The organism is Mycobacterium sp. E3247 (assembly GCF_001667785.1).
In the GTDB taxonomy this organism is placed as follows: domain Bacteria; phylum Actinomycetota; class Actinomycetes; order Mycobacteriales; family Mycobacteriaceae; genus Mycobacterium.
The window spans coordinates 50211-63294 of sequence record NZ_LZJG01000253.1 but is presented as its reverse complement, the minus strand read 5'-3'; the positions used below and the strand labels follow the sequence as shown (position 1 = coordinate 63294).

Sequence of the window (13084 nt, the reverse complement as noted above, 5' to 3'; positions counted from 1 at the left end):
TGCCTATTTTTCGGCCTGGCGCACCCGCGCCCGCTCAACCGAGGCGCGCTGGGCATCTCTACGTACATCGGCATGGTTGGTCTCGGCACGCAGGCGTTCTTGGCGTGAGGGGGTCCCACTGCGCATCCACTCTTCGAATACCTCGGCTTCAGTGTCGAGAACGGCGTCTTCGTCGATCTCTGAGTCGGAGAGCACCGTCTCAAGCCAGTCCCAAAGAAGCTGAGCCTCTGTGAGGACGGGTGCGGACTGGCTTCTTAAGACTTCTAGTTCCGTCTCAGCTCGTGTGTAGTGCTTGATCAGCCGCTGCTGGAGTACGAATATCCCTCGATCCGACAACGTAGCGATCCGTCGCTCCTTGGTCAGGAGTTCGGCCGGACAGGCCGTGATGTCCACAAACATCGCAGCGAAGTGCTTGCCCGGAAGGAGTTCGGCAAGCGGCATCACCCGCGGGTGGCGATCCCACGCCTTTCCCCTTACCAACTGGTATGACTCGACTGGGGCGACGGTGATCCGAGTTGTCAAGGAAGCACCCGTCCTCATCGCGCAGGGATGGGCGACGATCTGCACCTTCCTCGGATCATCACCGAAGCCAGGGAGAACGACGCCATCAAAAACGTCGCCTTGCAGCAGCGGGCGCGCCCTACTGACATCTGCACGTTCGTCGTAGAGCCCATCCGGATCGATCTGGTCCATGTCTCTGGCAGGTCCTAGTCGCTTCGACGCCGAATGGCCCGCTCACCATCGGCGTCAACATAGACCTCAAATTCACTGCGACTCTGCCGCCAGTTCGGTCTCACACAGTCGAGGACTTGCGTGATCGTCTGCCGCTGCTCAGCGAGTTCGATCAGCTCCGTCACGTGTCCCTCCAGGAACAGATCCAAGGGCCGAATGAAGTATCCCGGCTCCAACGAGAAGTCCATCTCCATCCACGCCGCCGGATCCTGAACAAGTCCTTTTTGCTCAAGCACATCGAGAAGTGCGGCGATCCGAGCGAGCTTCGACCGGCTCTGCGGGCTCGCCACGCCACCCTTTCGCCACTTTCGAACAGCTGAAACGCTCACACCGACAATCTCGGCGATGTCTGACCACCCCATGCCGCGGCCGACGGCGAGTTCGTCCAGCAGTCCCGCAACGGACTTCTTGCTCTTCTCTAGAGCACGGTCAGCGAGGTCACGCTCACGGATCTCTCCGTGTACTTCCTGCATTTCGCCCCCGAGCATGTCGACCTCGGTTCGCAGGTAATCGGCGCGCAGCGACAGTGCGCGTGTCTCACTCGAAGCCAGCAGGGGGTACTCAGAAACCGCGCCAACGGAGGTCCCAGTAGCTTCGCTACCTTTGGTCACACTCACGCCAATCCCCTTCGGAAGAGTTCACGGGCTCTATTGGTAATGGATCGCTGGAACGCGGCACCGCAGGGTGTATGGACGGCGGTCAGCGTGTCGCGGATGACGTCCGCGCTCAAGGCGGTGAACTCGTCGTTGGGGAAATCACGGAAGCCATCGAAGTCGAGCACAAACAACGGCCCCGACGGGACCGCGCGCCGTTGGAGATACTGCGGAACGACGACCGAACCTTGGTCCAGGGCGGCGAATCGGAAGTTCAAGCCTTTCCCCTCTCCCAGGTCATAGGTGCTGATGGCCTGCGTGCCCGCCACGGGTACATCATCTGGGCCGACGGCTAGGTGGCCGATGAGTCGCTCATCGATCCAAGCACCCCATTGCCGCACATCAGTGACAGTCTCAGGGACTCGCACCTCATCGATGTAACGCAGACCGATCCGCCGCACCGCGGGATGCACCTTTGCGGCGTCGAGTGCCACACACGCAGCGACTACTGCGTCCAGCAGATCCTCAAAGTTGGTGTAGCTGGTCGTTTCGTAGGTCAGCGACTCCGACAGGATGGTCATCGTCTCTGTGCTGTCAACATTCTTAAGAACAACGCCACGTCGTTCACGGATCTGTGGTTGCCCTCCGCCTGGAACCTGCACCAAATCCACCTCGGCCTGTTGTAGCTGTTCAGCGAAGGGGAAACGCTGCTCAAGTGCGATCGTCACTTCGTCTTTTGTCTGTTGTTGTCGCAGACGGGCCGCGTCGGTGAAACGCACCTCAGCTGCGACGAGCGCTAGCGGCGGGTTGGGGAAGATCTCGCGGTTGGGATACACGATCGGAAACCTACTTTCCTGATAACTAAAACTGTACCTAAACGCGTACTGAAAGCGTCACCGATTCTCACACCTCCGGCCGACCGATGAGTCCAAGGGCCCGCCGCCGGCTCTAAGCGGGCCGCGGGCGTATGCGGCAATGTCGGTGGCCTCTGGCAATGTTTTGCGTGAGCCGGCCGCGATGCCGGGAGGACTTCCAGCCAAGGGAGCACAGCGTGGTGCAACGAGCCTTCATCAGCTTCGACTACGACAACGACGCACGGTTGAAGGACCTGCTAATTGGCCAGTCGAAGAATCCCGACTCGCCTTTCGAGGTGCATGACTGGTCCATCAAGACGGCCTCTCCGACGTGGCGCGAAGAGGCACGGCGCCGCATCCGTGCGAGCGGGCTGGTGATTGTCCTGTGCGGCAAGAACACCCACCTTGCGACGGGTGTTGGCGTTGAGCTCGGCATCGCCCAGGGGGAGGCAGTGGACTACTTCCTCCTCGCCGGATACCAGCAAGGCTCAACCCGTCCGACGACGGCGAGGACGACGGACAAGATGTACGACTGGACCTGGGAGAACCTCAAGAAACTTGTGAACGGCGCGCGATGAGTGAACCAGCTGACGCACTGCCCGACCCGCGGGTCCTGGACATCTACAAGCTGGCCGTTGAGATGGCGGACCGTGTCTCGGCCCGGCGGGCGTTGGCCAATGCCTTCTTTCTCACCGTCAATACCACCCTGGTCGCGGTGGTCGGGTTGTCTACCACGCAGCCGGATTCCACCCTGCGGTTTATCGCGGTGTGCGTGGCTGGTGTCGCCGTGTCCGTGTGCTGGTGGCTCCTTCTCCGCGCCTACCGGAGGCTCAACTCCGCCAAATTCGCGGTGATTAACAAGATCGAGGACGAGCACCTTCCGGTAAAGCCATACATCGATGAGTGGAAGGAGCTGATGCCTGCTGACGTCGCCACCAGCCGCCGCGCACGGCTTGGCAAGGCCTTGCGTGAACTGGGCGGTGTCGAGCGCATTGTGCCGGTCGTCTTCGGTTTGCTGTACATCGCGCTCTTGGTCGGCAGACTGGTGGCATGAGTTACCTCGATGCTGACGCTGAGCTGATCCGGAGCTGCCTACCCGCGAGCACCGGCGTACCCGAGGACTCTGGCGACCTGTTCGTCCTCTACGCCGTCCTTATGCGCGCCAAGGGTGAAGGCACGCAGGCCGCTGACGTGCACGACGCCTGGTCGGCATGGATGTCCCGCAACGAACCCGACCATGAGTCGATCCGTCCCTACGAACAGCTGGCTCCTTCGGTCCAAAAAGAGGACGCGCCGTTCCTGGCCGCAATTCACAAGGCCGCCCGAGCTCGCGCTGAGCGCATCTGAGACGCGGAGACCCGCCTCAGACGAAAGGTGCCACTCCCACTGACGTGCGCCGACTTTCGTCGTGGCGCCCCCGCCCAGTGTCTCGACTGATTAGGCTCACGCTGTGAACTTGGTGAGGTCGAAGGAGCGCGTGGCAGACCACGGTGAGGTGTTCACTCCCCCCCGAACGGTCGACGCGATGCTTGATCTAGTGAAGGCCGAGTCGGAAAGAATCGACGCTCGATTTCTCGAACCGGGGTGCGGCTCGGGCAACTTCCTGGTCCCGGTGCTTAAGCGCAAGCTCAGGACGGTCCACGCTCGGTACGGCCAGAGCGACTTCGAATGGCGCCACCAGGCTCTGTTGGCCCTCATGTGCATCTACGGCATCGAACTACTTGACGACAACGTCGCCGAATGCCGCGACAACTTGCTTGAGATCTTCGTCGACGACCTTGGCGTCGTCGAGGGGGAGCTCTTCTACGCCGCGGCGAGCGCAGTTCTGACCGCGAACATAGTCCACGGTGATGCCCGATCCATGACAACGCGAGGCGGTAACCCGGGCCCGATCACATTTGCCGAATGGTCATATTTGGGGAGGGGGCGCTTCCACCGGCGCGATTTCCGATTCGACACCATGACGCGGATGTCGTCCTTTCGCGAGGAGGACACACTATTCAGCGATCCTGGCAAGCACGAGATCTTTACACCGACGAGGGACTACGGCACGCTAACTGTCGCCGAGATAGCAGGACAAGAGTAAGTCGATGACTGATCAAGCAGCATTCAGTTTGCGGAACCGCAATCCGGATGTCCTGACCTGCATCGCTAACCTCTCGAACGACGAGGTGTTTACCCCGCCAAAAGTTGCCAACCAAATGCTCGACCTTGTTGCGGAGGCCTGGGCAGAAGCGAACGGCGGCGCGAACGTCTGGGCCGACAAATCGGTAACCTTCCTTGACCCTTTCACCAAGTCGGGCGTATTTCTTCGAGAGATCACATCCCGACTCACCGACGGACTGCAGAAAGCAATACCAGACCTCCACGCGCGTGTTGACCACATCCTGACGAAGCAAGTTTACGGTATGGCGATTACGCAGTTAACCAGCCTGATTGCGCGTCGCAGTGTCTACTGCTCGAAATCTGCGAATGGGAAATACTCAATCGCAAAGTCGTTTACGACAGAAACCGGCAACATCTGGTTTGAACCGTTGGAACACACCTGGATCGGCGCCACCGAGTTTATCGAGACCGCAGATAAAGACGGAAATCCAACAAAAAAGGGGACCAACGGGAAGTGCTTTTACTGTGGCGCCAGCCAAAAGACGCTCGACCGCGGTGAGGGCCTAGAGACCCACGCCTACGCCTTCATCCACACCGACGACATCAAAGCTCGGATCGCCGAGCTCTTTGGAGCAGACATGCAGTTCGACGTCATCATCGGCAACCCGCCCTACCAGCTTCAGTCGGACGGCGGCACTCGGGACATTCCCATCTACCAGCACTTCGTAGAGCAAGCGAAACGGCTTGAGCCTCGGTACCTGACCATGGTCATTCCCTCTAGATGGATGGCCGGCGGTCTCGGCCTAGGCGAGTTTCGGAAAACGATGCTTGCAGACACCCGCATCCGCGAGCTTGTCGATTACCCCAATGCAGCGGAAGTATTTCCGTCCGTTGGGATCAACGGCGGCGCATGCTATTTCCTTTGGGACGCCTCGCACGATGGCGACTGCAATATCACGACAATTCGGGGAGGGGAAGTTGTAGGCCCGATGGCGCGGTCGCTAAACGAGTTCGATGTACTCGTTCGAGACGCGCGGGCGCTAACCATCGTGCGTAAGGTCCTCGAGAGGGGCGAGCCCTCGGTCAATACGATCCTGGCTCGTGACAAGGAATTCGGGTGGACCTCCAACTTCGATGGCTTTCACGAGGTACGGCAGCCCGGTGACGTGGCGCTTTACTACATCAGGTCGATGAAGCGAGGCCAAGGATTTGTTCACCGGGATGCCGTTACCAAGAGCAAACACCTCATCGACACGTGGAAGTTACTCGTCCCGAAGGTCGGTTCTGGTCGAGAGCGGGAAAGGTCTGGTGTCGACCTCGTGCTCGGTCCACCGCTCATCGCTCCGTCCCCGTCCGTTTGCACCCAGTCTTTCCTGTTCTTCTACCTGGCTTCTGAGGACCAGGTGCAGAGCGTCAAGTCGTACTATGCCACGAGGTTCTTCCGCTTCCTGGTGTCACTACGCAAGATCACCCAGGACGCCACCCACTCGACATATTCATGGGTTCCCCTGCAGTCGTGGGACCGTAATTGGACCGACAGTGAGCTTTACGCCAAATACGGGCTGACGGACGATGAGATTTCGTTCATCGAGTCGATGATCCGGCCGATGGAGTTGTCGGATGAGTAAGTCCGTCGACGATCTCCTGCCCGAGAAACCTGAGGCGCGCCTGCGAATCTATGCGTACTCGATAGAGGACGACGCCCATACCGGTCTACTCAAGATCGGCCAGACAACCCAAGACGTCAAGACCCGTGTTGGGCAGCAACTTAAGACCGCGGCGATCAAGAACTACACCATCCACCTGGACGAATCAGCGGAACGCGACGACGGCTCGGTGTTCACCGACCATCAGGTACGGGCCCGGCTCAAAGTAAAGGGCTTCGTCAACACCGAGCTCGAATGGGTGCAGTGCACGGTTCCCGACGTTGCAACCGCAATCACCGAGCTGCGAACCGGACAGGCGCACACCGGCACCCACCATGAGACGTTCGCAATGCGTCCCGAACAGGCGGCGGCCGTCGACAAAGCAGATGGCTACTTTCGATCCATCTGGGATGAGGACCGCGAGGTCGTTCCCCGGTTCTTGTGGAACGCGAAAATGCGCTTCGGCAAGACCTTCGCCACCTACCAGCTCGCTAAGAAGATCGGAGCCCGCAAGGTCCTAGTGGTGACCTTCAAGCCAGCAGTGGAAGACGCCTGGCAAAGTGACCTTGAATCGCACGTCGACTTTGATGGCTGGCAGTACCTTTCCAAAGCAACCGGCACCGACCCCACTACTGCGGACAAGTCACGGCCGCTCGTCTACTTCGGCTCGTTCCAGGACCTGCTGGGCAAAGACAAATCGGGCAACATCAAGCCCAAGAACACCTGGCTGCACGAAACCAAGTGGGATCTTGCCGTTTTCGACGAATATCACTTCGGCGCCTGGCGGGAGAGCGCCCAGGAGCTGTTCGAAGGTGAGGACGCATCAGAGGCCGCGAAAGAAGCTGCCACCGAATACAACCCCGAGCTTGATGCATTCAACGAAGAACTGGACGAGCTCGGCGAGAGCGAGACGGAGTTCCTGCCGATCACCACGACGGCTTATCTCTACCTTTCCGGAACGCCGTTCCGGGCACTGGCGACCGGAGAATTCATCGAGGAACAGATATTCAACTGGACCTACACCGACGAACAACGCGCGAAACGGCAATGGGTGAAGGAGCATCCCGGTTCGTGGAACCCCTACGGGGCGCTGCCAGAGATGCGACTCCTCACCTACCAGATGCCGGACGAGCTGCTGGCCATCGCTGCGCAGGGTGAGTTCGACGAGTTCGACCTCAACGAGTTCTTCGCTGGCGGTGGCGTCGGCGCGACTGCGCAGTTCAAGCACAAGGACGAGGTGCAGAAGTGGCTCGACATCATCCGCGGGGCATACTCCGCCACCCAGGTCGACAACCTCAAGCTCGGCGCCAAGAAGCCGCCATTCCCGTACTCCGACGTGCGCCTCCTGCCTTACCTGAACCACTCCTTCTGGTTCCTCCCTTCGGTTGCCTCTTGCCATGCCATGGCCAACTTGCTTGCCGAAAAGCAGAACACCTTCTTCCACGACTACGAGGTGCTGACTGTGGCCGGCCAGGGTGCCGGCGTGGGCCTGGCCGCGCTACCGCCAGTGCGCGAGGCCATCGGTAACGGGCACGACTCGAAAACCATCACCCTGTCTTGCGGCAAGCTCACCACCGGTGTCACGGTCGCACAGTGGTCCTCAATCTTGATGCTGCGCAACCTGAATTCGCCGGAGACCTACTTCCAGGCCGCGTTTCGCGTGCAGTCACCGTGGTCGATCAAGAATCCCAACGGTGATAACCCGAACCTAGAAGAAGTGCTCAAGCCAGTCTGCTTCGTCTTTGATTTCGCGCCGACTCGGGCGCTGCGCCAGATCGCCGGGTATGGAGCAGGGCTCTCGCCGGAGGCGACCAACCCCGAGGATGCGGTCAAGGAACTCGTCAACTTCCTGCCCGTGCTCGCCTACGACGGGTCCCATATGACGCAGGTGGATGCCGGCGGGATTCTTGATATTGCCATGGCTGGGACGTCGGCAACGCTGCTGGCCCGCAAATGGGAGTCGGCCCTGCTGGTCAACGTCGATAATGCAACCCTACGCAAGATTCTTGACAACCCTGCGGCGCTCGAAGCGATTATGCGAATCGAGGGGTTCCGGGCACTGGGCAGCGACGTGTTCGAAACCGTTATCAACAAGAGTGAGAAGGTGAAAGACACTAAGAAGTCCAAAGGCGAGGAGATCACTGCCGCGGAAAAGAAAGAGCTCACCGCGGAGGAGAAAGAGTACAAGTCGAAGCGCAAACAGATCCAGGAGAAGCTCATTAAGTTTGCGACTCGCATCCCGGCCTTCATGTACCTAACCGATTTCCGCGAGAACACACTCAAGGACGTCATTACGAAACTGGAGCCCGAGCTGTTCAAGGCTGTCACCGGCCTAACCGTGGACGATTTTCACCTGCTCGTGTCACTCAATGTCTTCAACAGCACGCACATGAACCAAGCTGTCTTCGCGTTCCGCCGGTACGAGGACTCCTCGCTGTCCTATACGGGAATCGACAGCCACCCAGGGTTAAGTCACCTCGGCCTCTACGACACGGTCGTAGCGCGCGAGGCGTAGTACCAATCGTGGCTGCACGGTTTATCAGACCAGCGAACATGCTGGTAGCCGAGAGCAGGCCGACGAGGGCTACACCTGTACGAGGTTGACCCCGTCGTGCGCGCGTGACTGCGGCCATTCTTCGAATGCATCCAAAACGCGCACGGCGAATGCCGGGCTCATCACTGATCGGGCTTCTTCCCTCGTCATCCAGCGAACTTCGCGCGCTTCTGCAGTCGGATACGTAGCCCCGTCGGCCGGACGACAGCGGTAGACGAGAGCGACGATCGCATGCGAAAGGTTCTTATAGACGCCGGTGAGGCGTTCCACCGTCACCGTCACTCCTGTTTCCTCGAGGACTTCGCGCCGGACGCCGTCCTCGAAGGATTCGCCCAGTTCGAGTACGCCACCGGGGGCTTCCCAGTGGCCATTGTCGTCTCGGCGGATCACAAGAACCCGACCATCGTCCCGGACGACGATGCCGGCGACACTGACCGAGTGCTTTGGCGTGTTTCCCATCGTTGGTCTCCATTGTTCGATGCCGGCGAGTGACACGGGGTTGACTGACTTCCTAGACTAGTCGTCTAGACATGTAAGGGAAGGCCAGCGGGTGCTGCAACTTGGACAGATCGACCGGGCGGACGACAAGCCGCCATATCGGCAGATCGCGGGCATGTTGCGAGAAGCGATTATTCACAACCAGCTCCCCCCCGGGGAACGACTGCCGTCCGAGGCGGAATTGATCGAGCATTTCGGCGTGGCACGCATGACCATAAGGCAAGCCATGCGTGAGCTTCGTTCCGAGGGACTGGTCATCTCGCAGCACGGCCGCGGGGTGTTCGTCCGCCCGACGGCGCCGATTCACAGACTGGCGTCAGATCGATTCGCGCGAAAGCACCGCGCGGAAGGCAAGGCGGCGTTCACAGTGGAGGCGGAAAAATCCGGTTACTCTCCGCAAGTCGACAATATCGTCGTGAATCGTCAAAAGCCGAATTCCTTTGTAGCGGAGCGACTTAGAGTCTCGCCCAATGACGATGTGGTCGTGCGATCGAGACGGTACCTAGCGAACGGCCGGCCTGTTGAGACGGCGGTCTCCTTCATCCCAGCAGCTTTCGCTGAAGGTACGCAGATCGAGCAGGTGGACACGGGGCCAGGTGGTATTTACGCCCGCTTGGAAGAGAACGGCCATGTTCTCGGCCGGTTCACCGAGGAAGTCGGAGCTCGGATGCCCACTCCCGAGGAACGGCGGCAGCTGGAACTTGAGCCTGGCGTTCCCGTACTGACTGTGCTGCGAACCGCCTACGACGCGAACAAGGTGGCGGTTGAGGTTTGCGACACCGTGAAAGTCGCCTCGGCCTACCTGCTCGAATACGAGTTTCCGGCCCGCTGAGCCCAAAGTGTTCCGACCTGTCGAGCTCCGACCGTTGCACTCCTCTAGACGACTATGTAACCTTAACTTGTCTAGAGCAGTTCTCGTGAAAGGTCCACAATGTCTGTTCCGAAATGGCTGAAGGTGTCCCACCAGCAGGTATTCCCACACCGAGCGTTCGTGGTGTCCGACGTTACGGCGGTGATCGACTACGAACGGTCAACGAAGGACAACAAGGTTCAAGCGACTGATCGAGACTCAGGCGCTCCCTTGTGGCAGGTCGAAGTCCTCGACGGTGACCCGGCCGCTAGCAAGCGAGCCCGAACCCTCACCGTCAAGTTCGCAACGCCCAAGCAGCCTGTGTGCCCGCCGAACAGTGCCGGAATGCCCTTCACGCCAGTCATTTTCGAAGAGCTGTGCGTATTGCCGTACGTCGACCGTTCAAGCGAATCTGGCCGCATCGCATGGTCGTTTCGGGCATCGGGCATGACTGCCGACACCGGCAAGGCGGCGTCCACGGCGACAGACCGGGCATCAGCATGAGCCCGTACGACCCCGTAGCACCTAGCGATCCATATTCGATTCCAGATCCCGACGCCGGGATGGACCTCCTAGACCTCACCCACCTACTGGCGGTCGGCGCCACGTGGCTCATCGCGATGACCGGCGTGGTCACGCTTTCACTCGTCGTTTGGAGACTGCGTTCGCCCGCCGCGTTTGGGCGTCACGTTGCAACACCTGCGCGCCAGGCCCGATGGCTGCTATGGGCGTTGATTTCCTGGCCGCGAGTTGCCAAGGCTTGCGGGTTGTCCACTTCGGAGCGCGTCACCCGCACGGATTCACAGGGTAGGAGCAAGACGACGACCGTCTGGACTCATCCTCGCCTTCTCGGGGCGAGCATGTCCGGCGACTGCTTGCGAGTGTCCGTCCGCACACGGACCGGCCAGACGGTGGATGACCTGGAGAATTCGGTGCCCGCAATCCGTGACGCCGTCGGGGCACATTCCGCCCGCTCGACGGTGGTCGCGCCCGGCACGGTCAGGATGGAATTCGTTATGCAGCAACAGCTGTCGACCGTTCAAACTGCTAGCCAGCCCATCACTTCCGCGGCGAAGGCCGTTGAGATCGGTCGGCGCGAGAACGGGTCGGCCTGGATTCTCCGTGTCGCTGGCTTGCACACCCTGACTGTCGGGTGCTCAGGGGCGGGCAAGGGTTCCATTTTCTGGGGCATCGCAGGCGGATTAGCTCCGGCCGTGAGGTCAGGGACTGTGCGGCTTTTCGCGGTAGACCTCAAGTACGGGATCGAAGTATCAGTCGGCTCCGCGCTATTCACCAAAGTCGCGACGACCGAGGCCGAGGCCGCCAGCCTGCTGACCAAGTTAGAGGAACTGCTGGATAGCCGCGGACGCAGGATGGCCGGCCGAGCGCGTTCGCACACACCCAGCACCGCCGAGCCGCTCGTGGTTCTGCTCATCGACGAATTGGCCGGTCTGACCGCCTACATGACAGACGCCGCCATCAAAAAGCAAGTTGCAGCCTCGCTTTCACGCATTCTGACAAAGGGCAGAGCTGTCGGAATCGTCGTCGCTGCCTTCATGCAGGACCCACGCAAGGAGATCCTGCCCATGCGCGGACTATTCACCCAAACCGTTGCACTTCGGCTACGTTCACGCGACGAGGTCGCGATGGTTCTGGGTGATGGCCTCGCCGATGCCGCGCCCGCACACCGCATCGACCCAAATGAACCTGGCACCGGATACGTCATCGACGAAGACGGATCAATGGTGCGAGTCCGCGCCAACTACTGGCCTGACTCGTTAATCCATTCAGTTGCAAACGAATACGGGCTGACTACGCAAAGCTACCAAGGTCCGGCGGAGAACTGAGGACATCAGCATGGCAACTCTCGGCATCAGCACCGCGGCCACCGTTACCGCTACCTTCCCGGAGCTGCTGACAGCAGAGCAGGTGGCCGAGCTGCTCGGCGTCTCGGCCGCGACCGTGAGCCGATGGGGCGCGATGCGCGAACACGGCGCAGAAATCGGACCGCCGTGCTACACGCTCTCGGACCGGGTAAGACGCTGGGACGCAGCGGAAGTCCGCGCGTGGCTCCGCCAGGTGCGTCGCTAAGTGGCAGGATCGGTACCCCGCGGTATCCGAAAGCGGATCAATTCAGCCGGCCAGGCGCGCTATCAAGTGCGCTATCTGGTGCGGGACCCAGACGCGCCGTCGGGATGGGTGGAAACGTCATCGACGTTTGCCAGCCTGCGCGAAGCACGGGCCTTCAAGGCTGAGCGTGACGGCGAAGCAGCGATCGGCGCCAGGCGCTTCGATCCTCGGCTTGGTCGGGTGAACCTTTCCGGCGTCTGGACTCAATATCGCGCGTCGAAGCGCCCGGCCGTTTCACCCAAGACGTGGAGCGGCTACAGCCAGCATTGGGAACTCCGGATTAGCCCGCGCTTCGGCCATGTCCCGCTCGATGAGATCAGCCGCAAAGATATCCAGCAATTCATCGATAGCCTCACCGTCGGGCCGTGGGCCAAACTCGCCACCCTTCGACTCCTGCGGTCCATCCTCGAAATGGCCCGCGAGGACGGCCGAATCCACACCAACCCGGCTCAGGGCGTATCGGCGGGGCGGATTCCAGCCCGAGAACGCCACCGCTACCTCACCACTACGGAAGTAGCCTCGCTCGCGGCCGCATGCGGCGACCAAGGCGACATTGTCACCATCCTGGCCTTCACCGGCCTGCGCTGGTCCGAACTCGTCGGATTGCGCGTCGGTGATGTCGACCTCGTGGCGCGCCGGCTCTACGTCCGCCGGGCCGCGCCAGAGGTGGAAGGCCGGATCATCGTCGGGCCACCAAAGACTCGCGCAGCCGTGCGAACTGTCCCACTCCCTCAGATCGTCATCGACGCACTCAAGCCGCGAATCGCCGGCCGCGCGCCTACAGAACAAGCCATCACCTCACCAAACGGCGGCTTCCTCAGATCAAACAACTGGCGCCGACACACGCACTGGAACAAAGCCCTCAAGAAAACCAAATTGGCGCCGTTAACCATCCACGACCTACGCCACACCTACGCCAGCCTGGCCCGGGCCTCCGGCGCTGACCTCCGCTACGTCCAAAAAACCATGGGCCACTCGACGCCGACCGTCACCGCGAATATCTATAGCGACCTCTATTCGGACGAACTCGACCACGTCGCCACAAACCTCGACCGGCTCCGCGACGTCGCCCAAAGCAAGGCGAACGGACAGGAACCGGACAAGACCGACCATCCATAGAG

At 60.6% G+C, this 13084-nt stretch carries 15 protein-coding genes; 11 read left to right on the top strand and 4 right to left on the bottom strand.

Annotated features, from left to right (window positions below; translation table 11 throughout):
• Positions 1-3 precede the first annotated feature (3 nt).
• The 3 genes from A9X04_RS13805 to A9X04_RS13795 are packed head-to-tail and all read right to left on the bottom strand — an operon-like array spanning position 4 to position 2161.
• Positions 4-693, bottom strand: coding sequence for a hypothetical protein (locus A9X04_RS13805; protein ID WP_156764350.1), 690 nt, complete (start codon positions 691-693; stop codon positions 4-6).
• 14 nt (positions 694-707) lie between these two features.
• Positions 708-1349, bottom strand: a complete 642-nt coding sequence (locus tag A9X04_RS13800; RefSeq protein WP_156764349.1) for a helix-turn-helix transcriptional regulator — start codon at positions 1347-1349, stop codon at positions 708-710.
• Positions 1346-2161: a TIGR04255 family protein gene (locus tag A9X04_RS13795; RefSeq protein ID WP_067921185.1), complete on the bottom strand. Its 816-nt coding sequence runs from the start codon at positions 2159-2161 to the stop codon at positions 1346-1348. The genes A9X04_RS13800 and A9X04_RS13795 overlap by 4 nt, the downstream gene beginning before the upstream one ends.
• Before the next feature lie 215 nt (positions 2162-2376).
• On the opposite strand from A9X04_RS13795, the gene A9X04_RS13790 reads away from it, so the two are divergent.
• The 6 genes from A9X04_RS13790 to A9X04_RS13765 all read left to right on the top strand — a co-directional run bounded on the left by A9X04_RS13790 (position 2377) and on the right by A9X04_RS13765 (position 8446).
• Positions 2377-2757, top strand: coding sequence for a TIR domain-containing protein (locus tag A9X04_RS13790; RefSeq protein WP_067921297.1), 381 nt, complete (start codon positions 2377-2379; stop codon positions 2755-2757).
• Complete coding sequence (locus A9X04_RS13785; protein ID WP_067921183.1) at positions 2754-3233, top strand: hypothetical protein; 480 nt, start codon at positions 2754-2756, stop codon at positions 3231-3233. Before A9X04_RS13790 ends, A9X04_RS13785 begins: the two co-directional genes overlap by 4 nt.
• Positions 3230-3526 carry a hypothetical protein gene (locus tag A9X04_RS13780; RefSeq protein ID WP_067921180.1) on the top strand — a complete coding sequence of 99 codons (297 nt, stop codon included), beginning with the start codon at positions 3230-3232 and terminating at the stop codon, positions 3524-3526. Before A9X04_RS13785 ends, A9X04_RS13780 begins: the two co-directional genes overlap by 4 nt.
• A 103-nt stretch (positions 3527-3629) precedes the next feature.
• Positions 3630-4265, top strand: coding sequence for a restriction endonuclease subunit M (locus A9X04_RS13775; protein WP_067921179.1), 636 nt, complete (start codon positions 3630-3632; stop codon positions 4263-4265).
• 4 nt (positions 4266-4269) lie between these two features.
• A complete protein-coding gene (locus A9X04_RS13770) occupies positions 4270-5913 on the top strand; it encodes an Eco57I restriction-modification methylase domain-containing protein (RefSeq protein ID WP_067921176.1) in 1644 nt (547 codons plus the stop codon).
• Complete coding sequence (locus A9X04_RS13765) at positions 5906-8446, top strand: GIY-YIG nuclease family protein (protein ID WP_067921174.1); 2541 nt, start codon at positions 5906-5908, stop codon at positions 8444-8446. Before A9X04_RS13770 ends, A9X04_RS13765 begins: the two co-directional genes overlap by 8 nt.
• Before the next feature lie 69 nt (positions 8447-8515).
• Here A9X04_RS13765 and A9X04_RS13760 read toward each other — a convergent pair whose 3' ends face one another.
• The gene (locus tag A9X04_RS13760) at positions 8516-8944 is read right to left on the bottom strand and encodes an NUDIX hydrolase (protein WP_067921171.1); all 429 of its coding nucleotides are present in this window, start codon (positions 8942-8944) and stop codon (positions 8516-8518) included.
• A gap of 91 nt (positions 8945-9035) precedes the next feature.
• Here A9X04_RS13760 and A9X04_RS13755 point away from each other — a divergent pair, with 91 nt between their 5' ends.
• From A9X04_RS13755 to xerC, 5 genes are all read left to right on the top strand, one after another.
• Positions 9036-9815 carry a GntR family transcriptional regulator gene (locus A9X04_RS13755; protein ID WP_067921169.1) on the top strand — a complete coding sequence of 260 codons (780 nt, stop codon included), beginning with the start codon at positions 9036-9038 and terminating at the stop codon, positions 9813-9815.
• 99 nt (positions 9816-9914) lie between these two features.
• On the top strand, positions 9915-10337 hold the full coding sequence (locus A9X04_RS29725; protein WP_082974994.1) for a plasmid replication, integration and excision activator: 423 nt from the start codon (positions 9915-9917) through the stop codon (positions 10335-10337).
• Complete coding sequence (locus A9X04_RS13750) at positions 10334-11680, top strand: FtsK/SpoIIIE domain-containing protein (RefSeq protein WP_067921295.1); 1347 nt, start codon at positions 10334-10336, stop codon at positions 11678-11680. Before A9X04_RS29725 ends, A9X04_RS13750 begins: the two co-directional genes overlap by 4 nt.
• A gap of 10 nt (positions 11681-11690) precedes the next feature.
• Positions 11691-11924 carry an AlpA family transcriptional regulator gene (locus A9X04_RS13745; protein ID WP_067921168.1) on the top strand — a complete coding sequence of 78 codons (234 nt, stop codon included), beginning with the start codon at positions 11691-11693 and terminating at the stop codon, positions 11922-11924.
• Entirely contained in the window at positions 11925-13082 is a 1158-nt protein-coding gene (gene xerC, locus A9X04_RS13740; RefSeq protein WP_067921166.1) for a tyrosine recombinase XerC, read from the top strand.
• Positions 13083-13084 lie beyond the last annotated feature (2 nt).

What these genes read in the sequence shown, in the direction of transcription:
- A9X04_RS13770 (WP_067921176.1), top strand. Translation starts at nt 4,270, where the DNA reads ATGACTGATCAAGCAGCATTCAGTTTGCGGAACCGCAATCCGGATGTC.
- A9X04_RS13780 (WP_067921180.1), top strand. Translation starts at nt 3,230, where the DNA reads ATGAGTTACCTCGATGCTGACGCTGAGCTGATCCGGAGCTGCCTACCC.
- A9X04_RS13760 (WP_067921171.1), bottom strand. Translation starts at nt 8,944, where the DNA reads ATGGGAAACACGCCAAAGCACTCGGTCAGTGTCGCCGGCATCGTCGTC.
- A9X04_RS13805 (WP_156764350.1), bottom strand. Translation starts at nt 693, where the DNA reads ATGGACCAGATCGATCCGGATGGGCTCTACGACGAACGTGCAGATGTC.
- A9X04_RS13785 (WP_067921183.1), top strand. Translation starts at nt 2,754, where the DNA reads ATGAGTGAACCAGCTGACGCACTGCCCGACCCGCGGGTCCTGGACATC.
- A9X04_RS29725 (WP_082974994.1), top strand. Translation starts at nt 9,915, where the DNA reads ATGTCTGTTCCGAAATGGCTGAAGGTGTCCCACCAGCAGGTATTCCCA.
- A9X04_RS13745 (WP_067921168.1), top strand. Translation starts at nt 11,691, where the DNA reads ATGGCAACTCTCGGCATCAGCACCGCGGCCACCGTTACCGCTACCTTC.
- A9X04_RS13765 (WP_067921174.1), top strand. Translation starts at nt 5,906, where the DNA reads ATGAGTAAGTCCGTCGACGATCTCCTGCCCGAGAAACCTGAGGCGCGC.
- A9X04_RS13750 (WP_067921295.1), top strand. Translation starts at nt 10,334, where the DNA reads ATGAGCCCGTACGACCCCGTAGCACCTAGCGATCCATATTCGATTCCA.